The 24,968-nt window shown below is 58.4% G+C and carries 25 protein-coding genes and 1 pseudogene; 15 read left to right on the forward strand and 11 right to left on the reverse strand.

Going from position 1 to position 24,968, the window contains the following annotated elements:
• The 5 genes from GCT13_RS37570 to GCT13_RS48725 all read left to right on the forward strand — a co-directional run.
• The coding region (locus GCT13_RS37570) for a cupin domain-containing protein (RefSeq protein WP_152767034.1) at window positions 1-238 on the forward strand (238 nt) is incomplete at its 5' end.
• Window positions 239-1,551: 1,313 nt separating this feature from the next.
• The gene (locus GCT13_RS37575; RefSeq protein WP_152767035.1) at window positions 1,552-2,172 is read left to right on the forward strand and encodes a hypothetical protein; all 621 of its coding nucleotides are present in this window, start codon (window positions 1,552-1,554) and stop codon (window positions 2,170-2,172) included.
• A gap of 164 nt (window positions 2,173-2,336) precedes the next feature.
• On the forward strand, window positions 2,337-2,540 hold the full coding sequence (locus GCT13_RS37580; protein ID WP_152767036.1) for a cold-shock protein: 204 nt from the start codon (window positions 2,337-2,339) through the stop codon (window positions 2,538-2,540).
• A gap of 989 nt (window positions 2,541-3,529) precedes the next feature.
• On the forward strand, window positions 3,530-4,009 hold the full coding sequence (locus GCT13_RS37590) for a hypothetical protein (protein WP_152767037.1): 480 nt from the start codon (window positions 3,530-3,532) through the stop codon (window positions 4,007-4,009).
• Between the two features lie 302 nt (window positions 4,010-4,311).
• Entirely contained in the window at window positions 4,312-4,455 is a 144-nt protein-coding gene (locus tag GCT13_RS48725) for a hypothetical protein (protein ID WP_193727858.1), read from the forward strand.
• A 199-nt stretch (window positions 4,456-4,654) separates the two neighbouring features.
• Here the strand turns inward: GCT13_RS48725 and GCT13_RS37595 are convergent, their stop codons facing one another.
• From GCT13_RS37595 to GCT13_RS37605, 3 genes are all read right to left on the reverse strand, one after another.
• Window positions 4,655-5,530: an SDR family oxidoreductase gene (locus GCT13_RS37595; protein WP_152767038.1), complete on the reverse strand. Its 876-nt coding sequence runs from the start codon at window positions 5,528-5,530 to the stop codon at window positions 4,655-4,657.
• Between the two features lie 132 nt (window positions 5,531-5,662).
• Complete coding sequence (locus GCT13_RS37600) at window positions 5,663-6,262, reverse strand: short chain dehydrogenase (protein WP_152767039.1); 600 nt, start codon at window positions 6,260-6,262, stop codon at window positions 5,663-5,665.
• 997 nt (window positions 6,263-7,259) lie between these two features.
• Window positions 7,260-7,748: a hypothetical protein gene (locus GCT13_RS37605; protein ID WP_152767040.1), complete on the reverse strand. Its 489-nt coding sequence runs from the start codon at window positions 7,746-7,748 to the stop codon at window positions 7,260-7,262.
• Window positions 7,749-9,282: 1,534 nt separating this feature from the next.
• Here GCT13_RS37605 and GCT13_RS37615 point away from each other — a divergent pair.
• Both GCT13_RS37615 and GCT13_RS37620 read left to right on the forward strand, forming a co-directional pair.
• Entirely contained in the window at window positions 9,283-9,726 is a 444-nt protein-coding gene (locus GCT13_RS37615; protein WP_152767042.1) for a hypothetical protein, read from the forward strand.
• The gene (locus GCT13_RS37620; protein WP_152767043.1) at window positions 9,723-10,058 is read left to right on the forward strand and encodes a hypothetical protein; all 336 of its coding nucleotides are present in this window, start codon (window positions 9,723-9,725) and stop codon (window positions 10,056-10,058) included. The genes GCT13_RS37615 and GCT13_RS37620 overlap by 4 nt, the downstream gene beginning before the upstream one ends.
• A 145-nt stretch (window positions 10,059-10,203) precedes the next feature.
• Here the strand turns inward: GCT13_RS37620 and GCT13_RS37625 are convergent, their stop codons facing one another.
• A complete protein-coding gene (locus tag GCT13_RS37625) occupies window positions 10,204-10,500 on the reverse strand; it encodes a hypothetical protein (protein ID WP_193727859.1) in 297 nt (98 codons plus the stop codon).
• Window positions 10,501-10,663: 163 nt separating this feature from the next.
• Window positions 10,664-13,174: a DNA ligase D gene (ligD, locus tag GCT13_RS37630; protein WP_152767044.1), complete on the reverse strand. Its 2,511-nt coding sequence runs from the start codon at window positions 13,172-13,174 to the stop codon at window positions 10,664-10,666.
• Between the two features lie 262 nt (window positions 13,175-13,436).
• On the opposite strand from ligD, the gene GCT13_RS37635 reads away from it, so the two are divergent.
• Window positions 13,437-13,679, forward strand: a complete 243-nt coding sequence (locus GCT13_RS37635) for a hypothetical protein (RefSeq protein WP_152767045.1) — start codon at window positions 13,437-13,439, stop codon at window positions 13,677-13,679.
• 226 nt (window positions 13,680-13,905) lie between these two features.
• Window positions 13,906-14,649 (forward strand): hypothetical protein, encoded by a 744-nt coding sequence (locus GCT13_RS37640; RefSeq protein ID WP_152767046.1) that lies wholly within the window; start codon window positions 13,906-13,908, stop codon window positions 14,647-14,649.
• Between the two features lie 242 nt (window positions 14,650-14,891).
• Here the strand turns inward: GCT13_RS37640 and GCT13_RS37645 are convergent, their stop codons facing one another.
• Window positions 14,892-15,287, reverse strand: coding sequence for a helix-turn-helix domain-containing protein (locus tag GCT13_RS37645; protein WP_152767047.1), 396 nt, complete (start codon window positions 15,285-15,287; stop codon window positions 14,892-14,894).
• Window positions 15,288-15,386: 99 nt separating this feature from the next.
• Here GCT13_RS37645 and GCT13_RS37650 point away from each other — a divergent pair, with 99 nt between their 5' ends.
• On the forward strand, window positions 15,387-15,830 hold the full coding sequence (locus GCT13_RS37650; RefSeq protein ID WP_152767048.1) for a hypothetical protein: 444 nt from the start codon (window positions 15,387-15,389) through the stop codon (window positions 15,828-15,830).
• Window positions 15,831-16,167: 337 nt separating this feature from the next.
• Here GCT13_RS37650 and GCT13_RS37655 read toward each other — a convergent pair whose 3' ends face one another.
• The 5 genes and pseudogenes from GCT13_RS37655 to GCT13_RS37675 form a co-directional block, all read right to left on the reverse strand.
• Window positions 16,168-16,626 carry a hypothetical protein gene (locus tag GCT13_RS37655; protein WP_152767049.1) on the reverse strand — a complete coding sequence of 153 codons (459 nt, stop codon included), beginning with the start codon at window positions 16,624-16,626 and terminating at the stop codon, window positions 16,168-16,170.
• A gap of 16 nt (window positions 16,627-16,642) precedes the next feature.
• Window positions 16,643-17,080, reverse strand: a complete 438-nt coding sequence (locus tag GCT13_RS37660) for a hypothetical protein (protein ID WP_152767050.1) — start codon at window positions 17,078-17,080, stop codon at window positions 16,643-16,645.
• A 337-nt stretch (window positions 17,081-17,417) separates the two neighbouring features.
• Window positions 17,418-17,684 (reverse strand): hypothetical protein, encoded by a 267-nt coding sequence (locus tag GCT13_RS37665; protein ID WP_087736000.1) that lies wholly within the window; start codon window positions 17,682-17,684, stop codon window positions 17,418-17,420.
• 406 nt (window positions 17,685-18,090) lie between these two features.
• Window positions 18,091-19,161, reverse strand: a pseudogene (alr, locus tag GCT13_RS37670) (alanine racemase).
• A 104-nt stretch (window positions 19,162-19,265) separates the two neighbouring features.
• Window positions 19,266-20,558 (reverse strand): D-amino acid dehydrogenase, encoded by a 1,293-nt coding sequence (locus GCT13_RS37675; RefSeq protein WP_152767051.1) that lies wholly within the window; start codon window positions 20,556-20,558, stop codon window positions 19,266-19,268.
• Between the two features lie 356 nt (window positions 20,559-20,914).
• Here GCT13_RS37675 and GCT13_RS37680 point away from each other — a divergent pair, with 356 nt between their 5' ends.
• From GCT13_RS37680 to GCT13_RS37700, 5 genes are all read left to right on the forward strand, one after another.
• Window positions 20,915-21,748: a substrate-binding periplasmic protein gene (locus GCT13_RS37680; protein WP_152767052.1), complete on the forward strand. Its 834-nt coding sequence runs from the start codon at window positions 20,915-20,917 to the stop codon at window positions 21,746-21,748.
• 119 nt (window positions 21,749-21,867) lie between these two features.
• Complete coding sequence (locus GCT13_RS37685; RefSeq protein WP_407670917.1) at window positions 21,868-22,701, forward strand: amino acid ABC transporter ATP-binding protein; 834 nt, start codon at window positions 21,868-21,870, stop codon at window positions 22,699-22,701.
• A gap of 8 nt (window positions 22,702-22,709) precedes the next feature.
• A complete protein-coding gene (locus GCT13_RS37690) occupies window positions 22,710-23,381 on the forward strand; it encodes an amino acid ABC transporter permease (RefSeq protein ID WP_152767053.1) in 672 nt (223 codons plus the stop codon).
• 10 nt (window positions 23,382-23,391) lie between these two features.
• Window positions 23,392-24,057 carry an amino acid ABC transporter permease gene (locus GCT13_RS37695; protein ID WP_152767054.1) on the forward strand — a complete coding sequence of 222 codons (666 nt, stop codon included), beginning with the start codon at window positions 23,392-23,394 and terminating at the stop codon, window positions 24,055-24,057.
• Between the two features lie 32 nt (window positions 24,058-24,089).
• Complete coding sequence (locus GCT13_RS37700; RefSeq protein WP_152767055.1) at window positions 24,090-24,968, forward strand: dihydrodipicolinate synthase family protein; 879 nt, start codon at window positions 24,090-24,092, stop codon at window positions 24,966-24,968.

Below are 24,968 nucleotides of genomic sequence, written 5' to 3' on the forward strand. Positions count from 1 at the left end.
AGCGAGCCGCTGCGGATTTGTGCGCGTGCCCAGCGGATGGGTCGGCGACCTTCATCCTTCGCCCATGTGCCTGTGGGTATTTTTTCTCAGCGGGGAGATTGAGTTCGAGGCCAGTGACGGTGAACGACGTCGCGTCGCGGCAGGCAGCGCGATACTGCTTGAGGACACGACGGGCAAGGGGCATCAGAGTCGTGTCATTGGCGACGTGCCGGCGCTTCTCGCTTTGGTTCAAGTTTGACGTCGCGGTTTCCTTGGCCGGGGCGCAAGTTCCCCGTCGGTCGTGGTCATGCTCGAGAAGACATTCAGTCCGAGCCGAGCGCGCCCCCGGTCTTGCGCCAACACAATCCTGTACGGAGATGTTTTACGTGCGTCGCTGGTATTGAATACTGACCAGGAGCGTGCCGAGTGCTGTTGCATCCATCCTTTGGAGCCTGACTGTCGTGCCCGGCAAGTGCCAGACGGCGAGGTCATTACAAATTGTCTCTTCTGCGCGGCCATGTTCCGCGGCAAGAAGCATGAGCCATGATTCGAAGCAACCGACAGGATTCTGGTCAAGCGGTATAACTATTATTTCGTTCAACAGGGCGTTGCGACCGAAAAAGAAGTGAGCGGTGCATTCCCAGGCTCCGAGCGTGATTTTTGAAATCGCAACGGATGGGCCCCTTTCTGACCATCTATGGCGTGCCCGCGCTTGCAATCGGGTTGCCTCTCCTGGAAACATCGCCAGGACGTCGCGGTCAGTCATCGACCAGCTAGCTGGCGCCCAGTCGCCTATGTTGACGCGTCGTGCAGCGTTCTGATTTGAATTCATATGCTCCCCCTGTTGCGGCAGTAGTGCACTGCGCCCATATTCTGTCTCGCGTTGTGTTTCCCAACGCTTCTTCAGGAAAAGAGTGCCTAACATCGCGGGCAACGTATGTGACACCCTGCACATAAATGCGTATTTATCAGCCGCACCGCCATAAAGCTGTCAGAAAGCCATATCCCGTGGGTTGCCGGAGCGTTCTGTCGTTGCAGTCTCGCGCTCCGAAGCAAAAGATGGGGCAGCAATACGAACGGTACCGCACGGTGTTCGTCATACCTGTACGACGCGGGAGAGCCGGAGTTATCGTTGCCCACGTATGAAGAGGTACAACGGGAAAGTGAGTATGACTGTGGATAATCTCTTTGGCAGTAAAGCCGAGCATTGACTCACATGAAGCGAGACATGGGCAGCAAGGGTCGCGGTTTGCGACTCGCTCGGCCGGCGTGAACCCGCCAAAGCGTCAATGGTGGCTGCACGGGACTTCAGGCTCTCAAGGTGCAATACGCATGAAGTGTTGTGCACCGAAAAAGTGGTTAAGCCTGTGGATAATCTCACTCGCGATTAACCTGTCGGCTGATTCGTATGAAGCGAGGCATGCGCAGCGAGGGTCGGCCAATCGTCGCGCCGAAGCCATTTGACGTACGTCAACAGAGATTGCCGACTCACGCGTAGCCTTGAATTTGCCGACAGCTTCACGTGGGCCGCAGTTACCGCAGGGTTCAGCCGTCTGTTCGGGAGGCGCTGAAATGTCTGATAGCTTCAGCCGCACGCCTGCGTGTCTTTGTCTCGCGCTGGCCTTGGCCGCCTGCGCCAGCCCCCAGCCAGAAGTAGCGGATGCCAATGCGACATCCGCACCGCCCGCATTCTGGTGGAGTGTTTTTGACTGGAACACAAACGAAGGCTTCCGCACGTCTTCTCCGGACGGCACGGTGACGATGGTCGGGAAACACAACGTGGACGTGGCGCTCGAGGTCTTTGCGTGGAGCGGTGTGGGCGACATTCAGGTGAGGGGCCAACTGCGGCAAATCCGGTGTGGCCATATCGAGTACGTCTCACCCTCGAAAGGCGGCAGTGCGTCACGGGTGGTGTCTGAAGGACGTACGTATGACGCGCAGCTTCCGCCGCGCGACGAGTCGAATCCCATACCGCTGGTGCAGATGGCGGTGAGTGCCTACCACTTCAATCCCGCGAGCACGTCGGCGGTGCAACTCTGTCCCGCCACGATGGGGCAGTATCAGGGGACAACCGTGAGCGGCACGATACAGCTCAACGCAAGCGCAACGGCATTCCAGAATCCGAACGTCAAGACGACGGGCACGCTCACGATAAATCTGGTGCCCTGTGACACGGGACGGACGTGTCAGTGAGGATGATTCAATTTCTGCGCTGGTTCTCCGTCTCCTCCGGTGAATGCGGATTGAATAGCCGATGCGTTGATTTCAGATGACTACCTTCCGACATGGAATGGTTGACGCCTTGGCGAAAAGTAGGATGCCAAACCTTGATACAACACTTTTGGAGCACCCAGAAAATGGCAACCGGTACTGTGAAGTGGTTCAACGACGCGAAGGGCTTCGGATTCATCACGCCGGACGACGGCGGCGACGACCTGTTCGCGCACTTCTCCGAAATTCAGTCCAGCGGTTTCAAGACGCTCCAGGAGGGCCAGAAAGTCAGCTTTGATGTGAAACCGGGACCGAAGGGCAAGCAGGCAGCCAACATACAGCCGATGTAAGTCGACACGCAAACAACTCGACGCGCACGAAACTGGACGGCGGCGGCACGCCGATGAGCCTGCAGCCGAGCCTCCTTGTCAGCGACGACGGCATTAAGGAGAAGCCAACCATGAGTACCATTCTCAGTCGTCTCAGCCGTTCCACTGCTCTTGCGCCCGGCATGTTTGCGGCTCTTCTTATGGCCGGGACCTCAGCCGAATCCGCATGCCCGGATTACGTATCGTTGCCCTCGGGCACTGTCTTCAATCTTGCTGCCCTAATTGCAGATGCCGGGTCTCCGGAAGGTGCTCTCAGAAAGGCACGACGAGCGCTTGCACAAGTAGGTGCATACGGCGGATGTCCTCAGTCGCAGGAACTCGCTGTATGTGAGGAAACTTTGGCGGTCGCGAGGAAAGCCATCGTCGCGTTGGAAGCGTGCGCTCCATCTCACTCAGCTTCCGGGAAGGTGCGAGAGAATGAGCGCGCTGCCTCGAAGTAGACGAATCCAGGCATTGCTGCGGTGAGCCACGATAGTAGGACCGGGGAAATTTCCCGAGCACTCTCGACAGTGCCGAACACCCGAGCGGTCCTGGCCATGCGTCGTCCTTTACGCGTTCCTCAGCGCGCATGACGACAACATGCGGAAGTGCGTTTCCGCCGGCAGCTTCCACGGCTACGTCCGCTGTACGTATCGTGCCGCCAAGGCGCACGACGGTCGCGCGGTCAGATGCCACCACGGAGTTGCAATGGTGGCGAGTCCGATTCCGCGACTGCCACGGATGAATATTGTCGTTGCGGGTAAACTTCTTTGCCCTCTACATATGACGAAAATCAGTCGTGCATCGACAAGTTTTTGGCGGCTGGTGGCTGCACGGTAGTCCCTCGATGCAGGGGCACCTCGCTAAAATCTACATTGTGACAGTCTTGTGTTTCGTGACGTCTCCCGCACGCTCCCGTGATTTTTTTGTTGTATGTCGAATGGCAGTGACGTTCGACGCAATCCGAATTGATGGGTTCAGTTGTGAACAACAAGGGTGACACTCCGACGCTCCTCGATTCGGTACCGATGCCGGCACCTGTCTCGACTGAACCATTTGTCATTGCCGACGAAGGTCGCGTCATGCTGGTCTACCGGATTGCGCCGTCCAACTTTCACCGATATGGGCCTTTCGCTCGCAATGAAGAGCCGTTTTGTCTGGTGCGGTTCGACTCCGCAGTTTTTCAGAGCCTCGGGCCACCTAGCCACGAAGAATTGAGTCGACATGTCTTGCATGCAAAGGGCTTATGCTGTTACGGCGCATACGAGGTCCTTTATTCGACTCTTGTTGCTGAGTGGTGGCCGGACGTTCCCCGGGCGATTGCGCTTCGTCATTTCATCTTCACTTTCGAAGAGAGCAGTTTCGAATGCATTGCGAGCGACTGTCAACTTGCAGGCATCTATGGAGCGGCGAACGTTGCTTGTCGTGAGGCGTTTCTCCGGTTGCGCTGAATGTCTCACCAATCAGCCTTCTCTTGGGGCAGGCAGGTAACGACAGTTGAATACCGCAATAACGTTGTGCTCCCGCGCTCTTATCTTGCTATGCGTATTGCTGCCTCTGAGGGGGAATTCCATCCAGGGGGCCGGTGGCCGGTGCTGGACCCGGAGAGCGCCTACGAACAGACGCTCAATGACCTGCCGAACCTGCCCAGCCTTGCGCGCAACGGCTACCAGGGACGGTGAAGCTGCGGGATTTCGACGAGACCTACTCGATGGACGAGTGGTTCGACGACTTCAGGCAGCAATAGGAGCTCATGGACTTACCGCGCATCCGCGCAGCGATGCTCGAAGTGCTCCCGACCGGCGGAACCTGGAAATCCCCTGAACTGTGGGCAGCCTACAAGAAGGCGACCCGCGCATCGCTCGGCTCGTGGCTGCGACGCCTGCTGGCGAGCTAGGGAGGCGGGTGCGACCTTCAGGCGGCTGTCAGCAGGTCTTGCATCCGGAAGCAACGTTCTGGCACGGACAGAAAGCGCGACCGGGTGTCGTGCCGCGACGCGCGCGTGACGAGGCCGAGGGAGCGGCCAGGAATTCAGCGTGTTCCGTTCATTTAGCGTCTCATGTGCGGTAATTGCGTCTGAACGAGTGCTGCGGATGTCATGAACCCGGCTTTGCCTTCATTATGTTGTCCGCCCGTAGCATGCCGGGCAAGGCCTCAACGAAGAAATCTGCCTGCAATGCCGCGCCAGCCTGGACGTCGTATTGCGAAAAGTCCCGGACACCAGCCGCCAGGAGCACTTCGTCATCGAGAAAGAAATTTCCCGAGCACTCCCTGGATGGGCGAGTCAGTATGTAATGGGCCGCGTCTGCGACTATCTCCGGCTTGCGACATGCAGCAATCATATCGGCGCCGCCAATCTCGTTTCGCACGGCAGCCGTCGCAATCGCGGTTCTTGGCCACAGCGAATTCACGGCAAGGCCACGGTCCCTGAACTCGCCAGCTAGCGCCAGGGTGAACAGGCTCATCGTGTATTTGGCGATGGTGTATGCCGGGAAATCCTTGAACCACTTTGCGTCGGTGACCAGCGGTGGCGACAGTGTAAGGATGTGTGGATTCGGCGAATTGAGCAGGTGAGGCAGGCAGGCCTGGGCACAGACAAACGTGCCTCTGCCGTTCACCCCATGCATCAGGTCGTACCGCTTGACGGGCGTATCCAGTGTTCCCGTCAGCCGGATGGCGCTGGCATTGTTCACGAGTATGTCGATGCCACCGAACACCTCAACGGCTCGGCTAACCGCGCCCTTCACGCGTTCCTCATCGCGAATGTCGACGACCAGCGCAAGCGCCTTTCCGCCAGCCGCTTCCACGGCCGCAGCCGCCGTATGCACCGTGCCCTCGAGCCGCGGGTCCGGGTTGGCCGTCTTCGCTGCAATCACGATGTTCGCGCCGTCACGTGCCCCCCGGAGTGCAATGGCAAGCCCGATGCCGCGACTGCCTCCTGACATGAATAGTGTCTTGCCGGCGAGGTTCATGGTCGTCTCCTCCATACTTGGCCTGGCTGCGGTTAAGCACAAAACGCGGCGTTGCTACGAGTCAAAACAGCAAGACTGAAGTCGAACGCCGTTGCTGCGATGACAGTGCGTTGAACGACTGCGGCGCTGCTTTTACCACTTCGCGACCTGAATGACTTCTCCCGTGATGTCCTCTACCAGGCTACGCCTGTACGCCAGAGCCACCGCCGCGGCGGGAACACCCGCAGACCGGGCCTGCCCCATCGCTGCAAGCGTTTCTGAAACCCAGCCCGGACTGACGACGTTGACCCGTGCCTTGCCCTTCAGTTCGAGTGCCGCTGACCTGCCGAATGCCTCGACGCCTGCGTTTACGATGCTCACGGCTGCGCTTCCGGCCATCGGGTGTTGGGCCAGAATGCCGCTCGTCAGCGTCAGAGACCCGCCTTGAGTAACGTGTCCGACCGAACAGCGGACAAGGTTCACCTGTCCCATCAGCTTGTTCGCCAGACTGAACGCGAAGTCTTCATCTGTCAGCGATTCAAGCGGTGCGAATTTCGCTGCACCTGCAGCGCAAATCACGGCGTCCACGGTGCCGAGCTGCTGATACATCGACACGATGGATGCCTTGTCGGTGAGGTCCACGGACAGGTCCGGGCCGTGGCGGCTAGCACCAATGACCTGGTGGTTGGGGGAGAGCAGACGAACGATTTCCTTGCCGAGCAGTCCGGTTGCGCCGATTATCAGCACGCGCATGGTTCCTCCTTATCCGGAAAGGTCGCAGCCGCGCGGTGCGATACATCGCGCGTGGCCGAAGACGAACGAATATCGTACTACCGCTCGCGGCAACGCGAACACCGCAACTTACACGGCGCCGCACCGACGGGCGAGCTGGAATTCTGCGACCTGAGCGATGCCTGAGACAGGAAATAAGTCATCTCACCGCAGGAGAACCCGGCAGGTCTGGCACTGAGCCTCAAGAACTGCGGGAACCAGCATTGGGCGCAATGCATCGCGACAGGTAGACCGGGTGTGTTGCCTGAAAGAAGCCCGAGCGCGAAGAGAAAGATTTATTGCAATCATTTTGATGTCTCCATCGGATAGGGTGCCTGCTGAGATGACGATATTGACCTCACGGTAGGGATGGGCGTCGGCGCCCAACACGTCCTATCCCCCGTTTGCCGGTGTCGACGAAGCCGAATCTTTGGTGGCTGCCGAACCGGACGCTCCTGCACTGTCGCCGCCTCCACAACTCACTACCACCAGTGTGACCGCAAGGGCGACGAATGACGTGCCTGCTGCTTTCAGGAGACGAGGGAAAGTGAAGGCGCGCTCGTTGGGCGCCACGGACGGAATTTTCATGATGACCTCCTTGGAGGCAGTGCCTGTTGCGCACAATGGGCGGCGCTGCGCGGCACCGCCCGATTCCGTTGTACCCGACGGTACTCACGGTTGGTAAGAGCGAATCCGCCTACGAACCCATCGTGATGGGGAGTGTGACGTCCTTGGTGATAGTCGCCGCTTTGTGGCCAGGCACGCCGGCCGGGACGCTGAACGCCACGGCGACCCGCAACAGTCAAAGCGTGTTCTTGATGAGGGCCGGAGCTGCGTGGGACGTTGTTCAAAGAACCTACGGACAAGGGTCGACGCAGTGACCGGCGGCGGTGGCGCAAAGTTGGCCGAAGGCATTTCCGTTGCCATGCTCGCGGCCGTAACCCGTTTTAGCATTCCTGCTTTGAGGAACGATGTTGCATCAACTACAGCTTATTCCCTTGCCGCTCACAAATGTCCTGTTGGTCGTTCCGGTCGGGATGATGTCGACACTATTGGTCGTATCGGTAAGCAGAACATCGGTGTAACTCACGCATGCCAGCACGAGGGTCTGGCCAGATGGGCAAGAGAGCGTCGTGTTCGCCGGAGGCCCGACTGTAATGCTGGCTATGACCCGACCATTCTTGGGCTGTACGTTATTGAGAGATGCGCTGAGAGCCGAGGGACCCACCTTGTTGCTGGCCGCTGGGTGCTTGTCGCCGCCGTTGAAGCATGCATACACGGCGGTGGCCTGCGCGGTCAGCGTGTAATTCACGTTCTGGTTGCCGAGTCCAGCCTCATCGAAAGCGACATCAAGCGCTCCACTGTCAGCAACACTTGCGCTTGCACTCATAAAGTGCGCCCCTGATGTCGCGGCCAAAGCGGTGGCTGCGACAAGAGAAAGAGCCGCTGCTATTACGTTAAGTTTCATTTGAGCCTCGCTCAAAGAAAATGAAACATGAAAACCATGGCTGGCCAAAACCGGTTAGGCAAGCCTAGGCTCCGTACTCGCACATTTCATAAAAGGTTTTCCCGTATTTTTCCCATAGGCGCTCCTGGACAATTAACTGTCGTTGACCGAGCTTTGGCCATGAAGTAGTTGCAACCAGAATCTATGTCGTAATCATTCGAATAATGTGCTTCCTCTTTTAATAATAAAAATGTCGAGGATTATTTAAGACGATATGCCAGGCGGAGCGGCGCAACGAGTCGGCCGAAGTAATCCTGGATTGCTTAAATTCGGACAAGCAAATTCACCATCGCGCGCCGCCGGCCTGACGCCGGGCGCGGATTATTTGATGTCGACAGAGGTAAGTGTCGAAGTGCTCTTGAAGCAGCAAATTCCTATTAGGGATTGTTAGGCTTCTTTAAGCTTCGTCGAATGCAATATAGGTCAAACACCGTTACCGAAAATTTCTTTTTTTACTTCTCCGATACCGGCGATGTTATGACCGAGCATTGCTATCCTTATTGTCTATAATCATTGGTTTGGGCCGGTCGGGCTCGCCCCGGCACGCCGCGCCCAATGAAGCCAGACGGGGCGAACATTTCAGTCTGAGGCGCGCACGCTCGTAGCAACTCATGGGAAAGATTAAGCTCGGAGCGCACCGTCGTGCTAAAGCCGATTGTGATGAGTGAACGAACAGCTCGGTGTGTTATCCGGCCTCTGCTGCCTGTCGCTGGGCGCTACATCTTCACACCTGCCGGCGTCCCCATGGCGCCCGCAATGAGCCGATGGCCATGGGAGAGCGCGCTCACGCGTCCGTAACTCGATGCCAAGGGCTGTGAGCTGGGGTTGCGATGCGAGCGCGGGAAGCATGAAGCGAGCGCGGCAAGTGCGGCCAGGCCTACCGGCAGCGGACGCGGCGCCGCGGGCAACCAATCGAAAACCTCCCCACATCAAGAAGCAGGTCAAAACGCACAAGCCCGTGCGCGAGCGCGTCAGCTTTGTCAGCGCTGAAGACGCGTTTCAGTTATTCGAGGGAAACACTGGCGGTTTACCGTTTTCACGGGGAGGACTAAAGCGGCGTATGTCCTTGCGCTTCCGTTATTGAGACCCATTATGTGTGACGACAACGGCCTCCTACTGCAATATCTGGTCGTGACGCTGATGCATTCGATTCTCGTAGTCAGAGGGATGCGGAAATCCCGTCGCAGCTTGGTCGTTATGTCTGGTAAATCGCGAAGGCGTGGCCCGACCACGCACGGGGCACGCGGTACAAACACTGTCGAGACGTTCGCCCGGCCTCCACCGACGCGCAGGTCGGCTCAATTGTGCGCAAGCGCACTGAGGCCCTGCGGGGACCCACCTCACTATTGATTGTCGCCTTGGTCTTTGTGCCGTCCCTGTCTGGGCATCCATGCCACAACGCCAAGGTGGCAATGCGGTCGGTGCCAGGAAGGTCTGTGCGCCGACGAGCCTATGTGGTCGCGCTTCTTTGAAAGCGAACGCAGGGAGCGTTTCCATGGACGCATCGACTCGAGCCTGGATTCAGGGGGCTTTGATTCGCGCAGCCCGCCAGCAGCTGCTCGTGAGGTATTCGGATTTTCACGCGCTCTTTGGTGATGCCGATTCATTGCGCCGGCGATTTGAATTGCTCGAGCAGGTTGTTCACGAACTGGCGGACCCCGCAGAGGCTGATTACGGCGCGCTGATGGCAAATGCGCAAGGTCTGCCTGGGCCGGAATTTTTTCGGCGCTATCGCGTACTTCGCGCAGACGAGTATGAAACGATTGTTGGTGGTAACGCGTACGCTCGTCCAAGGCTGACCCAAAGGACGGCAATTGCGGTGAAGGAACGCCACCACGTCTACCTTCATGCAAGTCGTCACTGGTCGATAAGGCCAGACCTTCGCGCATGGACGCTGGAGTTGCCAGTCTCGCCAGATAGACGAGCAGGTGGGCCATGAAAACTCCAACAGAAGCGGACCTCGTCACGCTGCTGGTGGCACTGAGGGCCGAGGCCGGCAAATACGACGCTATCAGAGAGCTCAAAATGTCTGGGTGCACAGCGTTCACCGTGCATGGGCGGATAATGGCGTGCGCCGATGATAATCTGATTGCCCTCAAGCTCTCCGAACTTTCGGTGACCGCGCTACTGTACACACCGGGCAGCAGACGATTCCAGCGATATGGACGGGCCTCATTACGGCACTGGGTGGCCTTTGCGGAAACGAGTCCAGCATTTGGTTCGCTCGGGCAGTTGTTCGAGGAGGCCGTAGCGTTTGCTCTGGAGTCGTAGGGCGACAAGTGTTGACGAGCTCACGCCAGAGCGCACGGTGTGCATGCCGCGACACATACTTCGGCTCGTCGCTGCAGATACCGGCACTCCGGACTTGCCCAAACTCGCGGCGCAATTGACTGATTCTTTCGGTGCGGGGCGTACCTTAAAGCGACGTTGTGAAGGCCGTCAACCACGCTGGACTTGCGGACAGCAGCAATGTCTCCAGAGACTTGTCCAACCCGGTGAGCGCGAGCACACCGAAGGCGATGAACACCATCCCGAGAACCGCTTTCCCGGCGGCTTCCGCAGCGCGCAGTCGACCTCGAAATCGCGATATGCAGGCCCGCGAAAGGAAACCGAGCATCGCCAGCGGAAGGCTCGCTCCGATGCCGAAGATGCCCATCAGCAATGCGATATTGCCGAGATTCTGGCCTTGAGCGGCGAGCGTACGGCCGAACAACGACTCGCGTTGAGTGTCCCGCCCGCCGGCTCAGGCGTCAAGTCATGGTGATATAGCTTCAACAGCAGATGGCTTCCTGCGGCACGTATCCGCGCTCGGGGAATGTCCCATCGCGATTAAATTTCCTGCACACCCTTGACCAATGATGGCTGGATTGGAATTGTCATCCTAGACGCGTCATGGCGCCGGGCAACGTTTGTTTCGTCGACCAGTAGTCCCGCCACGGGTCCTGGGTCTGAAAGCTCAGGTACTCGCGAGCAGTTAACACGGTCCACTGCGCGCCATCTTTGAGAGCGTCAAGCTGGTCCCACGATACTGGCATGGACACTGCCATGCCAGGCCGGGCACGCGCAGAAAAAGCGGCCACTGTCGTCTGCCCAGTCCCGTTGCGAAGGTAGTCGACAAATACCTTGCCTTTGCGATTCGAAGGTCCCGACGTTGCTGAAAATCGCTCGGGAATAAATTTGGCAAGGTGCCGGACGACCGCCCGGGAGAATCCCTTCACGATGTCGTAGTCAGCCTTTGGCGTCAGGGGCACGACGATGTGCAGCCCCTTGCCGCCGCTCGTCTTAAGCCATGCCATGAGCCCCAGTTCAGTCAGTAGCGTGTGAACCAGAAGCGCTGCTTCGAGCATGTGCTTCCACTTCAGTTCTTCCCCGGGGTCCAGGTCGAAGACGACCCTGTCAGGCTTGAAGAGATGCTTGACCGTTGAGTTCCACGTATGGAACTCGACGACATTCATCTGGGCTGCCGACATGAGTGCATCGAGCGTGTCTACGGACAGCAATGAGGGATGCCCGGGCCACAATTCCGGATTGCGTTCCTTCAGACCTGGCATCCTGGTGGTCTCCGGATGCTTCTGAAAGAACAATTCTCCGGCAATGCCGGCTGGCGCGCGCACCATCGAAAGTGGACGGTCCTTCAGGTGGGGCAGCATCCATTCTGCAACGCTCTCGTAGTAGCGGACCAGGTCGAGCTTGGTGAAGCCGGTCGTGGCGTCAATCACCCTCTCAGGGTGGGTTACCTTGACAGTCGACACTGGTTTGGACGCTAACGTCTTCGCAGCTTCGCGGACAATGTCGTTCGCCGGTTTGTCGAGGCGCAAGCCTTTGAAGGAAGCCTGTCGCACAACACCGTCAGAGGTCCACGCAGCAAACTCGACCTCCGCGACCAGCACCGGCCGGACCCAGCGCTCGCTGCCCGCCTCGCGTCTGGACCAGCGCCGTGACTTCGCAGCGGTGACATCAAATGGTGCAGAAGGCATTTCAAGCGGGGTGAGGCGGGTCCACAGGTCACGGGCGGTCCGGGCATCCCAGCCAGTGCCGACGCTGCCAGCATCGCAGAGTTTCCCATCGGTGTGGTATCCCAGTAGCAAGCTGCCAACCTCCCCGGGCGCACCGCTTCTATTGGTGAAGCCACAGACAACAAACTCCTGGCGCAGCCTGCACTTCGCCTTTAACCATGTCTGCGATTTTCCGGAGACATACGGCGCATTGCGCCGTTTGAAGACGAGACCTTCCAGTCCCAGTTCACCGGCAGCCCGGAATACCTGTGCTGGCGGCGCCAGAAAGTCTTCGCTGAAACGAATCCGCTCGCCCGCGTCTTCCAGAAGTTGCTTGAGAAGGTCGCGCCTAGAGCTCACCGGTACCTTCCGCAGGTCCTGTCCATCCAGGTACATCAGGTCAAACAGGAAGTAGGAGATGCTCTCGTTGGGAGCTCCGTCAATAGCATTCTGCAAAGCGGCGAAATCAGGAATTCCATCCTTGAGCACAACGATTTCGCCATCCAGCCACGTACTTGAGACGTTGAGCTGTTCAACCGCGGCGGCCAGACTCGTCAGTTTTTTCGTCCAGTCATGCCCGCCACTGGTGAAAAGTCGTACGCGCCCCTTGTCGATACGTGCGAGGATTCGATAGCCATCAAACTTCGTCTCAACTATCCAGTCGCCTCCCGTCGGCAGGGATGCTGCCAGGCTCGCGCGTTGCGGCTCGAGCTTTACGGGCATTGGAGCCGGCGCGGCCGCTGTGAGGTCAATGTTGGAACCAGCACCAGGCAATGGTCGTAAGGACTTGGGTTCGCGCTCCTCTACGAGCCCAAGGGGTTTGCCGATGACACTGTCAGGTAGCGCCTTGATGACATCGTATTGCGCGAGCGGTTGCGCCCACTCGTCGTGTTTCTTGAAAAGCATCCACTGGTCCTGCCGGTCTTCCGGCTTCGCAATTCGCACCAGCTCCCACATGCCGGCGAGCTTTTCGCCGTGAAGTCTGAAGACGAGCTTGCCGGCTTTCATCCCCTCGCGCGGGTCGCCGACTGGGTCCCAGGTCCCACGGTCCCACACCAGAACGGTGCCGGCCCCGTACTGCTTTGGCGGGATAGTGCCTTCGAAGCTCGCATATTCAACCGGATGGTCTTCGACGTGAATCGCCATCCTTTTTTCCTTGTGGTCGTAGCAGGGTCCTTTCGGTACAGCCCACGACAGCAAGACGCCGTCGAGTTCAAGCCGAAAGTCATAATGCAGCCGGCCTGACCAATGCTTTTGGACAACAAAGACCAGACCCAGGTCGTCAGCCGACGAGGTTCCAGCTGCTGGTGCGGGCTCCGGCGTGACGTGAAAGTCACGCTTTTTCCGATAATTGGACAGCGAGGAACGTGTCCGGTCAGGAATGGCGGGCATGACTTCAGTTTAGGACCTCAGGTGCTGAGTTGTCCGCAGGACCCTCGCGTATTGGCGGGCACGACATAACGGTTGCTCTGGCTCAGGCATCCATGTCGGCCGGAAGAGCGTCTCCGACGGCTGCTCCTCGCGCTCGTCAGCCTCGGCCCACTGCGGGCCTCACCGCCGCCGTTGGCGGCGCGTCGGTGGACATCCGCTCCCAAGCGCCAAGAGGCACAATGGATGCTCGATGACGTGCATGCTCATGCTGAGAGGTGAAGACATGAAAGCAGAGAACTACCTGAACCCGAAAACCCGGGATGAGCACGTCGCGCGATACATCACCCAAGGATTGCACGCGCTGTCCGTGCACTCGGGGATGCGAGCACTGTCTGAAGGAGAAGAAATCGAGCTCGATTTCGCGCCTGAGATATATGCTCTGACGCGAGCTCTCGAACTGCTTGGAGTCGACACATCCGAGCCGATTCACTTCAGTTTTCCAGACCAGCCGCCACCACGAACATGATTCGCTTAAACGGCATCTCCACGACCTGCATATCACTTTGTGATGTTCGCCCTGCGTGCGCGGCGAGCTGATAACTCAAAGCCCCGCCTTCGTCTGGAACTGCTTTCGTGAGGAGCGGCGAGCCTCACCATATGTTCGATGTCCAACGGATACGGCGAGTCAGCCATCTTGCCGTGGCGGCCTTGTGGCACGATTGCAGCACGTGAGCTTCCTGCGAGTCCGGAATATGAACAACGATGCGCTGACAATTGCCTCCTGGTGCCACAGTTTCCTGCCGCTTGAATCAGCTTATCTGGGAGACGAATACTACTACCAGAGCTTGCCCCTGTGCCTCATCGACGCTGTCTTCTCCATACGAACGCAATATAAAGCCGCGCAAAACGTTGTCTCGAGATACTGTCGACACTTTGAGTTGCGCCAGTTTCGGGAAGGTCGGACATCAACGCCGCCGCCTCGCGAGCAGCAGGAGTCCATCAGCTCGTTTCTCACGCACTATGAAGAGCTTGGGGTCGGAGGTATGACTGAGGACGTCTTCAACAACCGGCAACAGTTGCCTGCTGGCAGCGGCGTCCTGAAGTCCGAGCTCGCGATGGAATTTGGCTATGTCCTGGTAGACAACGACATTCAGTATTTCGAGGACGTCACCCCGGGCCTGGTGGACAAGGAAAAGCTCGAGCGGGAAATTCAGCGCGCATCGAGGCAGAAAATGCACGCGCTGCTGAAATATTTCTGGATGCTAGCCGGGCATGATGACCTCGCAAAACCGGACCAGTGGGTCCTGGAATTCCTCACACTCACACTACGGCGAACCGTCACTGCGCGCGAAGTTCAAGCCCTGCTTACGGAAGCGACCGACTATCTCCGACCTTCGTTTCCCCAGATGACGGTTCGTCTTCTGGACCATGAAATCTGGAAGTATCAGCGCGACCTGCCCCGGACGCGCGCAATGCCACAGAGCACCTGGCGATGACTTATGATAATCGGCGGCAACCGCATATAGCAGTTGACTTGGTTCGCGCAAGTCGTGGTTCTCGACCCACGCACGGCACTAGGAGAGGCCCGACCATTCTGCTTCGTCTTCGGTATCGAAAACGCCGAGGACTCCGCATCGACAAGCTTTGATTCCCGGTCGGCCCGCAGAGCGTTCGGTGCATGTGAGGATTCCGGTGTCGGTGTCGGGCTCAAAGTGCTTCGTAGCGCGCGACGACCAGGTCATTCTTCGTCGGATGTCGATGCGTTATAGGCCTCTATTGCGGCCTCGCGGGTCGCCCAATACTCCAGCACCGATGCCTTCGTGACGAATCGGTCGCTCCCCTTTTCATGATGGAGTTCCAGTTTCCCTTGCTCCAGCAGCTTCGAGATGTGCGGGCGGGACACGAATAGCAGGGTCGCCGCCTCGGCGATGGACAGGAAGTCGTCGGTATCATGCCGCCATGCGGGATGCCGGCTCAGAACGTCAACGAGTATTGCCTCCACGCCGACGGAGAGCTCGCGCCGAACGTCAGAAGGCAGACTGGCCCCAACACGCCTGAACATCTCGTCCATACGTACGCGCGCGAGCTGCACCGCGTCTGCAATTGATGGCGAAATTTTCCCGTCTGTCGACATATTGGCTCCCGGGCGGGGGGTAGAGATTGAGTGTAGCCCCTTTGCGAAGACACCGAAACGCCCCAGCTGCGCCCGTCGCAATCCGAACTGGAGGGGCCCATGAAATCGAACCGCTTTTGTCTTGCCTGTGGCAACGCATTTGTGCCGCTGCTGCATGTTCCCCGTCAGCGATATTGCTCCTCGAAGGCGTGCCAGCGCGCCCGCCGACGCGACTGGCAGCGCAACCGGCTCCGTATCGACAGCGACTATCGCGACAATCAGGCCCGTGCCCAGGCGAAATGGCGCGCAGGCCACTCGAGCTACTGGCGCGAATATCGAGTTGCGCATCCGGCGTATCACGAGCGCGACCGCAGTATGCAGCGGTCGCGCAATGCGCGACGGAGATTAAGGCCAATTGCAAGGATGGACGTCATGAGGCTCACCGGGCCACTGGGCTCCGGGTTCTACGTGCTGACTCACGCGCATGACGCTGGCGCTGCAAAAATGGACGCGTGGACCGTTCACATAGCCGTGCTGTCTGCACCGACAGCGCCGCCTTGGTGATTGCAAAGAGATGACTTGATACGCATTGGTGTCGGGCCTGCTACCTTCGCCTTGTCACCGTCCGTTTTCGAACGCGACCTTCTGATGTGAAGCCGCGACGCTCGCATCTGGCGCTCACAAGCCCACGCCGAAGAACTCGACCCTGTCGGTGACGCCATGGTCCAGCGCCGTGCCGGAATATTCCCGCGCGTAAATCTGGCGCCCTGGGGTGGGTTCTTGGTTGGATTTTTGGGTGGGTTCGCGCAGGCTGCGCAGAGCGCGGACAGGACGAACGCGGCACCGGCCGCGCGCAATTTCCGAACCATGGCGCTCACGACCACCGCTTTCACGAACTGTCTCACTGGCCGCCTATCAGCCGGCGCAGCCATGAACCGCGAGGCGCGCGGGTGGCGTTCTTGTAGGCCTCCCACAACCTGGGCGACGGCCAGGTCGACGCCCGCGGAAGCAACTCCAGCATAGCCGCCCGTATATGAGGTGCGTCACATAGCGCCCACTGCTCCGCGAAATCACCGAACCATTCGTCCATCGTGTAGGTGTCGTCATATCCGCGCAGGTTGACGGTTCCGGTGTAGCCGTCACGGACCAGGTCCATGACGTTGGGCAGTTCGTTGAGCGTCTGCTGGTAAGCACTCTCGAGGTCGAGCACCGGCCAGCGCTCCTGGATTGGATAGCTTGCACAGAGCGCGCGCACCCGCGCGTCGACGCTCGCACGCACCGCTGGCGTGTCAACGCGTGGATTGATTTTCTGCTCGCGCAGTGCTGCGAAGAACTCCTGGACTGTCAACCGGTCGGCCATCGGCTGCCCCTCTTGGTCAAACGGCAACGATGTGTTCGTAGAACCAGTCATTGAATGCGTCGAAGCCCTGCACGGTCAGCCCGAGCCGATGCGCATTCTCGCAGGCCCGAACCAGCATCCAGCACGCAGCCTCCTCGAGGTCGGCCTCGAAGTCCGGCGCACTGATTTTGTCAAAGTAGCACAGTGCGCTGCTAACCCGGTTCTCGGCATCCGTGAAGGCGCCCTTGTCCAGCGACTTGCCATGCAGTTCCGTATGCACCAGGTCGGTCGCCTCGAATTGCCAATCCAGGACCGCCGGCTTGCCGGATTGCCTTAGTGCCTGGCCCAGTACACGTTCGGCCGCGCTGGCCAGGGTGATGGCCGATGCGAAGCGATGGCGTTCCAGGAATGCGTCGAGCGCCATCTCCAGCTGCTCGCGCGCGAGGTCGACGCGATTGCAGGTTTGCGAGGTCATGCTCAAGCTCACTGACGGGTATGGATATTCCAGTCTACTGCGGCTGCGACTTGCCGAGGAAACCTGACGGCCCTGTTGCCACGCCGACCGCGCCGGAGGTACTACGGCTCGGCTTGTTTCTGGAACGACGGGCGGTGATGGATACCGGAACACGTTTACCAGCGGAGGAAGCGGCCGCGTTCGTCAGACGCTGAACGTCATTGCCGACAATAATTAGCGTTACTTACTTGCACTCCACGTTCATCGGGTACCGACCGTTTCTTGTGTGCTCGGGGTTGCCAATGACCTACAACGAAAAAAACCGACTCGCTGGAGTCGGGTGAGGGTGAGGCGTCTGTTACTGGTTCGCGGGAGCGGCGAGCGCGTCGTCAATCCAGCGGTCGAGCGTCGGTCCGCTTCGGATGTACTGATTGTCCGCTGTCGCTACATGCAGTCCGGCATCGTGCTTGATGGGCTGACCGTAGCCGCCGTTCTCGCGCAACCAGGTCGCGACGGCTTTGGGGTCGTCGGACGCGAATCGGCACTTTGGAAACATGAAGTGCTCTTCAATGACGCGGAACTTGCCCTCCGGTGTCGGAGCGTGACGTTTCAGGGTTGGAAACATGAGATTCTCCTTGTTTCCTGGAATTATTGTGATTCAAGTATAGGCGTGCCGCTTCGGCCGCGCGCCGGCGACCTCGTGACTGAGACACATGAAAATGCCCGGCTACCCGCGTAGGCGGGCCAGTACGACTCCGGAGGGGCGCGCCTAGCTGATACCGAGCATCGAAGCCGTCATCGTCGCTTCAGCGACCTTTCCTGGTGCATGGAACCAGCGCAGAAATTGAAGGGAGGCGCGGCAGCAGGCTCATCGGCGCGCTGTCGCCACACCATATATTTTCGTTGCAACGTTTCTGGCACAGGCTGGCGTCGCTGCGGTTGCGGGATTAGTGCTCGCCGGCGTACGTATCCCAATGCCTTCAGCGAAAGAAACATCCATGGGGCGACCGTTCAAATCTCTCTCCCAATCTTCACTTTTCTATCCCCCAACCGCCACAGGGTCGCGGCGCCAGTGCGCACATCAGCTCGTAGCCAATCGTGCCAGACGACGCAGCGACGTCATCAATCTTTATGTTGTCCCCACAATTCGACCTTCGACCCAGCACCTGCATGGGGGCAAGGCGTAAGGTCCACCGTCAACATGTCCATTGAGACCCTGCCGACAGTACGCGTCAGGACTCCATCTACTGATATGGGCGTACCGGTGGGCGCGTGCCGAGGATAGCCGTCTGCATAGCCACATGCGACCACACCAACACGGATGCCGCGTTCGGCGGTAAACGCGCGCATAACCCACCGTCTCGCCAGCGCGCATCATCTGGGTTCCAATAATCTAACTGCTTAACGTCATCGACGCGCGCAGTGGAACATCCGCAATGTCGCATGCGAGTCCCGACGGTGAACCGCCATAAAGCACGATACCAGGGCGAATCCAGTCTCGATGGGCTTGGTCATGCCACAAGGCAGCCGCAGAATTCGACAGGCTTCGGTGCCCTGGCATGCCACGGGTAATCGCGTCAAAGCGGCTCATCTGCCAATCGACCTCCACCATCCGCATTCGCGAAGTGGCTCATAAGCGTAATGGTGCCGATGCCAGGGGAAGCCAACGCGCGCTCCCACGCCTCCCGATATTGCTCTGGCGCAAATCCGAGTCTGTTCATACCCGAATTCATCTTCAGGTAGATGTCAATCGACTTCATTGGCTTGGTAGAGACAATCAACTCACGCTGCTCGTCGCAGTGTATTGCCACCGTCAGGCCGAACTCCTCGGCTGTCTTCACATCGCTTTGGGTGAAGATTCCTTCAAGGAGCAGGACCGGCTTTTTCCAGCCGAGCTGACGAACGCGAACGGCTTCATCAAGGTCGAGGAGCGCGATGCCGTCCGCCGCTTCCAGTGCCGGATAGATTCGTTCGATGCCGTGTCCGTAGGCGTTCGCCTTAACGACGGCCCAGACGCGAGATGTCGGAGCCCGTTGACGAACGACCTCTAGGTTATCTCTCACGGCATCCGGTTGAACGAAGGCTTGAATAGGACGAGGCATAGCTTTTCCTTCGGAAACGTATTGAACGATGGCATCAGGCGATAAGGGAAGACCGACGGTGCTGACGTGTCGCGCAGGCGTGGCTATACCCGCATGCAACGCATTCAGCTCAGGTCGAATTCTGCCGGAGCGGGTGACTGGTTTGCGTAGCGGGAAACGTTGAGGTCATCGTGGCGAATCGCTGGCTGCTTCCCTGAAACCAAATCGGCGAGCAACTGCGCTGAACCACATGACATCGTCCAGCCGAGCGTGCCATGTCCGGTATTCAGATAGAGATTCGGGATTGCGGTGCTCCCCACAATCGGAGTTCCGTCTGGCGTCATGGGACGAAGCCCGGTCCAGAACGTCGCCTTTGAAGTATCGCCGCCGCCCGGGAAGAGGTCGTTGACACACATTTCCAAGGTGTCGCGACGGGCTTCGCGAAGGCGCTTGTCGAACCCAACGATTTCAGCCATGCCGCCAACACGGATGCGCTTGTCGAATCGAGTGATAGCGATTTTGTAGGTCTCATCCAGCACCGTTGACACCGGCGCGCATCGCTCCTCGATGATAGGAACGGTGATGGAGTAGCCCTTGAGGGGATAAACGGGAATCTTGACGATGTCCGAGAGGAAATTCGTCGAATAGGAGCCGAACGCGACGATGAAAACATCGGCGTGAATCAGCTTGGCATTGTGGCGGACGCCGACAACTTTACCGCCCTCGACGACCAGACCCTCGACTTGCGTGTTGTATCGAAAGGCGACGCCTGCTCGCTCAGCTATTGCCGCAAGCCGGGTCGTGAACAACTGGCAGTCGCCCGTCTCATCGCCCGGTAGACGCAAGCCGCCGGTCAACTTGTGTGAGGTGGCGGCCAGAGCCGGTTCTGCTCTGGCCAGTTCCCCCTGAGTCAGCAACTCATATGGGACATTGGCCTCCTTCAGCACGGCAATGTCCTTCGCGGCACCGTCGAACTGCTGCTGCGTACGGAAAACCTGCAAGGTTCCACCCGTGCGTCCTTCGTACTGGATGCCCGTCTCTGTGCGAAGCGCCTTCAGGCAATCCCGACTGTATTCCGCCAGTCTGACCATTCGGTTCTTGTTGATGGCATAGCGCTCAGCAGTGCAGTTCTGAAGCATCTGCCACATCCACTGAAGCTGGAACTGCTTGTCCTTATCGTCTGGACGAATGGCGAGCGGAGCATGCTTCTGAAACATCCACTTCACTGCTTTCAGAGGCACACCTGGAGCCGCCCAAGGTGCGGCATAGCCAGGTGAAATCTGTCCCGCGTTGGCGAAGCTTGTCTCCAGGGCAGGACCTTGCTCACGGTCAATGACGGTGACTTCATGGCCCGCGCGCGCGAGATAGAACGCGCTCGTCACGCCGACAACTCCACTCCCCAGAACGACGATTCGCATACACCCGCCACGTAATAGCAAATTGAGCCGTTTGCACACAGAAATGTATGCAGGTCTTGTGAGCATGCTAGCCGCTAGTAAGTAGTTGAAAAAACTGTTTGATTTGACATTTTTGGTTGAATCGACTGCATTCCGCCAGCAATGGGGCGCACGATACGCTGGTAGCCTCGCCGCAGTTGAGACCGCGGGGGTCCGAAGATTTCGCGCCCGATACGACTAAGGAAAAGTGCCTAGTTGACACCCTAAATTTTGAAATCCTAGACTGTGTACATCGCTGCACACATTTGGATGCGCAAGATTGTGTGGTGAGAAATTTGACTTTTCCATCGGACCTATCCAAATCTCGGGAGCTGATTATGGTTCTGCTGTCTCGTCTCACTCGGCGCGCTCTGACGTGCGTGGCGGTAATCGGTTTTGTCGCAGCTAGCATCCCGGCTCATGCCGATGAGACCGGCACCTGGCAAAGCGTAAAAAAGGCTGGTGTTCTCCGATGCGGCGCGGCCGTGGCGCCTCCGTACGTCATGCGCGACCCGAAGACGGGCGAATACAGCGGGTTCTTCTCGGAAATCTGTCGCAGCTTTGGACAAAATGTGCTGAAGGTGAAGGTCGAGTTCGTCGATACGACGTGGGACAACATCGTGGCTGGACTGCAGTCCGATAAGTGGGACCTGTCGATGGCGTTGAATGACACCCCGGAACGCGAAAAGGCGATTTCCTTCTCTGCGCCTGCCACGGACTACAACGTGTCTTTCGTCTACAACAAGAACAACCCGAAGGTTCCCAAGGGCGCTCACACCATTACCGAAATCGACAAACCCGGAGTGACAGTGGCGGTTATGTCGGGAACGGCACAGGACAAGGCAATCTCCGCTGTTTTCAAGCAGGCGACCATCATGCGCCTGCCGGGTAACGATGAAACGCGCCTTGCTCTCATGTCCAAGCGAGCGGACCTACTCGCGGACGCCAACATCACAAACATGTTGCTCACCGAGGCCCACCCTGAATGGGCGTCGACCATCCAGCCGACTCCGCCGCTGGCTCAGCAGGAAGTCGCTTTTGGACTCAGGAAGGAAACGCCTGCTGCGGACATCGCCGTTCTCAACAAGTACGTGGACGAACAGGTCAAGTCGGGCTCTGTCAATCGCCTCATCAAGACCGCGGTCCAGGCGATGCTTGTCACTAACAAGTGATGCTTCATCTCACGCGGCACACCTGAACGGGCGGGCGGTGTCCGGGATATTCACAAAGCCCTCCGCCAATCTGACCTTCGCAAAACATGCGCCAACGGCGCGCCAGCTGGAGAGATTCCATGCTTTCTTCACCATCCATGATTGGCCAACACGACCTTCCGCGTGCTGCGCTAGACGCAACCAATTCGACCTTCGGCGATTTCGTGCAGTTTCGGGATGTCTACAAGTCCTATGGTCCGAATCTGGTTGTCATGGACCACATGGACCTTGACATGCGCGCCGATGACCGCCTCGTCATTATTGGACCGAGCGGAAGCGGCAAAAGCTCGCTGCTTCGGGTGATGATGGGCCTGGAAGGCATCCAGGGCGGCCAGATTGGCTTTCAGGGAAAGCCTTACATCGTTGGAGCCGACTCGGGCAAGTCAAAGCGCATTGACGCCAAGCTGCAAAAACAGATTGGCATGGTGTTCCAGCACTACACCCTGTTCCCGCACCTTTCCGTTTTGAGCAACCTCATCCTTGCGCCAACGAAAGTCAGCGGCATCTCTAAACCAGAAGCGACCGAGCGGGCGCGCATGTATCTGGCTCGACTCGGCCTTGAAAGCAAACTTCACGCGTATCCGAGTCAGCTCTCCGGCGGTCAGAAGCAACGCGTCGCTATAGCGCGAGCCCTGATGCTTGAGCCCAAGCTCATGTTGTTCGACGAGGTCACATCGGCGCTGGACCCCGAGATGGTCATCGAAGTGCAGAACGTGATGCTTCAGCTTGCTGAGCAGAAGATGGCGATGATTATCGTCACGCACGACATGCATTTCGCGCGCGACATCGCCACCCGAGTTGTCTTCTGTGCGAGCGGAAAAATCGTCGAACAAGGCGCTCCCGCCGATATGTTCAAGTGCCCCAAGGAAGCTCGCACGCGCGAATTCCTCGAGAAAGTGCTGCATTTCGACTGAGGTCCGACATGAACTATCAATTCGACTTCCGCTTCCTTGAAGGCAGTTTCGGCGCCTTGTTCGAAGGCCTCAAGGTCACTCTCGAGCTCGCAGTAGCCTCGAACATCATGGGTCTCGTGCTGGGCTTCCTCCTCTGTCTCCTGGCGATGAGCAGGTGGGTGGCCGTGCGTTGGCCGGCGCAGCTCTTCATAGAGTTTTTCCGCTGCACGCCAGCGCTCCTACAAATCGTCTGGTTCTTCTACTGCATTCCGATGATGGTCGACGTCTTCATCGACCCCATCCTGATGGGCGTGCTCGCGCTTGGTCTCAACCTGACCGCATTCAACGCCGAAGCCTACCGTGCAGGCGTTCAGGCGGTCCCCAAGGAGCATCTGGACGCATGCGTCGCGTTGGGCCTCAAGCCGTGGCAACGCACCGTGTACGTGGTGCTGCCTCAAGCCCTGCGTAGCGCGATGCCGGTCCTTATGACCAACGGCATTGGCAGTCTGCAGCAGAGCGCCCTTGTTGCCATCGTCGCAGTGGCTGACCTGATGTATGTCGGCAAGAGCCTTGCGACTGAAGCTTACCGGCCGCTCGAAACGTACACGGTTGTTGCTCTTATCTACTTCGCACTGTCTCTGCCCATCGCAAAACTTGTGAATGTGATTGAGCGTCGTCAGGACCTTGCGGTCAAGCGTTGAGGAGAAGACCATGCATCTCGATTTCTCAGCTGTTTTTCCTTACTGGCTGGTCTTGCTCAAAGGACTGGGACTCACGCTTGCGTTCACGAGCAGTTGCGCCGTCATTGGAAGTCTCGCAGGCTTCGTGTTGAGCCTGATTCGTATGTCGCCCAACCGGTTCATCAAGGGCGCGACAACGCTGTACGTAGAATTCTTTCGAGGCACGCCGCTACTCATCCAGTTGTTCTGGGTCTTCTTTTGCTTCCCGGTTATCTTCCGGCTTCCGATACCGCCCTACCTCTCGGTTGTGATTTCCCTGACGTTGTACATGGCGGCTATCACCAGTGAGACATTCCGTGGTGCGTTGAAATCCATCTCCTCTGAACAGCACGACGCCTGTATCGCATTGAGCCTTTCGCCGCAGGCAAAGATTATGTACGTCATTTTTCCGCAGGCGCTGCTGCGAGCGATTCCGCCTCTGCTCTCGAACGTCGTCAGTCTGTTCAAGGAAAGTGCGCTCATCTCGTCGGTGGGCGTTGCGGACCTCATGTTCGTCGGACAGAACATCTCGAACAGCACAGCAAAGCCGGTCGAGTTCCTGACGACGGTCGCGATTATTTACTTCCTCGTCGCTTTTCCTCTCACGCGCCTCGTCGGCGTGGTCGAGTCGCGATTCCTCAGGCGCTTTGCCTACTAACCCAACCCCGTCCTCCATAAAGGGAGCAACACATGCAGATGAAAGGCATCCTGCCCGCACTCGTCACGCCGTTCAATGCTTCCGGCGGCGTCAACCACGACGTGCTGGCTAACATTCTCGAGTTTCAACTCAAGGCGGGCGTAACCGGCTTCGTCCCGCTCGGCTCTACTGGTGAGTATTACGCTCTGACTCACGACGAGCGCCGGGCCATCCTCAAGACTGTTCTCGAGGTCGTGGGTAACCGCGGCACACTCATCGGCGGCGCGAACGGTTCGTGCACGCGTGAGGTCATTGAGCAGGTTCAACTGGTCCGCGATGCAGGCTACAAAAACGTCCTCATCGCACCGCCGTACTATGCGTTGCCGTCGCAGGAAGAACTGATTGGCCACTACGAAGCCATCCTCAAGGCGGTTCCTGACGTCGACGTCGTCCTTTACAACTATCCGGTTCGCACGAACGTGGAAGTGGGCTTCGGCGTACTGGACGCGTTCAAGGATAACCCGCGCGTCGTCGGCATCAAGGAAAGCAGCGGCAACCTGCTGCGTGCCATCGAAATCGGCGAGAAGTACAAGGAGCACTATCAGTTGTCGTGCGGGTCCGACGACCAGGCGCTCGATTTCTTCCTGTGGGGTGCGAGCAGCTGGATTTGCGGGCCTGCGAACTGCTTCGTGAAGCCTGTCGTGGACTTCTACAACAAGTTCACAGCTGGCGACATCCGCGGCGCCCAGGATGTGATGCGCTCTCTATTCCCCGTTATGGCGACGATGGAAGCGGGCAAGTTCGTGCAGAAGGTGAAGTACGGCTGTGAACTCGCGGGGTTCAAGGTCGGCGCGGCTCGCATGCCGTTGCAGCCGCTGACTGACGCCGAAAAGGCAGACTTCCGCGCCGTCTTCGAAGCAGCTCAGGCATGA

Origin of the sequence: Paraburkholderia franconis (assembly GCF_009362735.1) — a bacterium.
GTDB lineage: Bacteria > Pseudomonadota > Gammaproteobacteria > Burkholderiales > Burkholderiaceae > Paraburkholderia > Paraburkholderia franconis.

Excerpts from the sequence above, each read along its gene's own strand:
- GCT13_RS37575 (WP_152767035.1), top strand. The coding sequence starts at position 1,552 with ATGTCTGATAGCTTCAGCCGCACGCCTGCGTGTCTTTGTCTCGCGCTG.
- GCT13_RS37580 (WP_152767036.1), top strand. The coding sequence starts at position 2,337 with ATGGCAACCGGTACTGTGAAGTGGTTCAACGACGCGAAGGGCTTCGGA.
- GCT13_RS37590 (WP_152767037.1), top strand. The coding sequence starts at position 3,530 with ATGGGTTCAGTTGTGAACAACAAGGGTGACACTCCGACGCTCCTCGAT.
- GCT13_RS48725 (WP_193727858.1), top strand. The coding sequence starts at position 4,312 with ATGGACTTACCGCGCATCCGCGCAGCGATGCTCGAAGTGCTCCCGACC.
- GCT13_RS37595 (WP_152767038.1), bottom strand. The coding sequence starts at position 5,530 with ATGAACCTCGCCGGCAAGACACTATTCATGTCAGGAGGCAGTCGCGGC.
- GCT13_RS37600 (WP_152767039.1), bottom strand. The coding sequence starts at position 6,262 with ATGCGCGTGCTGATAATCGGCGCAACCGGACTGCTCGGCAAGGAAATC.
- GCT13_RS37605 (WP_152767040.1), bottom strand. The coding sequence starts at position 7,748 with ATGAAACTTAACGTAATAGCAGCGGCTCTTTCTCTTGTCGCAGCCACC.
- GCT13_RS37615 (WP_152767042.1), top strand. The coding sequence starts at position 9,283 with ATGGACGCATCGACTCGAGCCTGGATTCAGGGGGCTTTGATTCGCGCA.
- GCT13_RS37620 (WP_152767043.1), top strand. The coding sequence starts at position 9,723 with ATGAAAACTCCAACAGAAGCGGACCTCGTCACGCTGCTGGTGGCACTG.
- ligD (WP_152767044.1), bottom strand. The coding sequence starts at position 13,174 with ATGCCCGCCATTCCTGACCGGACACGTTCCTCGCTGTCCAATTATCGG.
- GCT13_RS37635 (WP_152767045.1), top strand. The coding sequence starts at position 13,437 with ATGAAAGCAGAGAACTACCTGAACCCGAAAACCCGGGATGAGCACGTC.
- GCT13_RS37640 (WP_152767046.1), top strand. The coding sequence starts at position 13,906 with ATGAACAACGATGCGCTGACAATTGCCTCCTGGTGCCACAGTTTCCTG.
- GCT13_RS37645 (WP_152767047.1), bottom strand. The coding sequence starts at position 15,287 with ATGTCGACAGACGGGAAAATTTCGCCATCAATTGCAGACGCGGTGCAG.
- GCT13_RS37650 (WP_152767048.1), top strand. The coding sequence starts at position 15,387 with ATGAAATCGAACCGCTTTTGTCTTGCCTGTGGCAACGCATTTGTGCCG.
- GCT13_RS37655 (WP_152767049.1), bottom strand. The coding sequence starts at position 16,626 with ATGGCCGACCGGTTGACAGTCCAGGAGTTCTTCGCAGCACTGCGCGAG.
- GCT13_RS37660 (WP_152767050.1), bottom strand. The coding sequence starts at position 17,080 with ATGACCTCGCAAACCTGCAATCGCGTCGACCTCGCGCGCGAGCAGCTG.
- GCT13_RS37665 (WP_087736000.1), bottom strand. The coding sequence starts at position 17,684 with ATGTTTCCAACCCTGAAACGTCACGCTCCGACACCGGAGGGCAAGTTC.
- GCT13_RS37675 (WP_152767051.1), bottom strand. The coding sequence starts at position 20,558 with ATGCGAATCGTCGTTCTGGGGAGTGGAGTTGTCGGCGTGACGAGCGCG.
- GCT13_RS37680 (WP_152767052.1), top strand. The coding sequence starts at position 20,915 with ATGGTTCTGCTGTCTCGTCTCACTCGGCGCGCTCTGACGTGCGTGGCG.
- GCT13_RS37685 (WP_407670917.1), top strand. The coding sequence starts at position 21,868 with ATGCTTTCTTCACCATCCATGATTGGCCAACACGACCTTCCGCGTGCT.
- GCT13_RS37690 (WP_152767053.1), top strand. The coding sequence starts at position 22,710 with ATGAACTATCAATTCGACTTCCGCTTCCTTGAAGGCAGTTTCGGCGCC.
- GCT13_RS37695 (WP_152767054.1), top strand. The coding sequence starts at position 23,392 with ATGCATCTCGATTTCTCAGCTGTTTTTCCTTACTGGCTGGTCTTGCTC.
- GCT13_RS37700 (WP_152767055.1), top strand. The coding sequence starts at position 24,090 with ATGCAGATGAAAGGCATCCTGCCCGCACTCGTCACGCCGTTCAATGCT.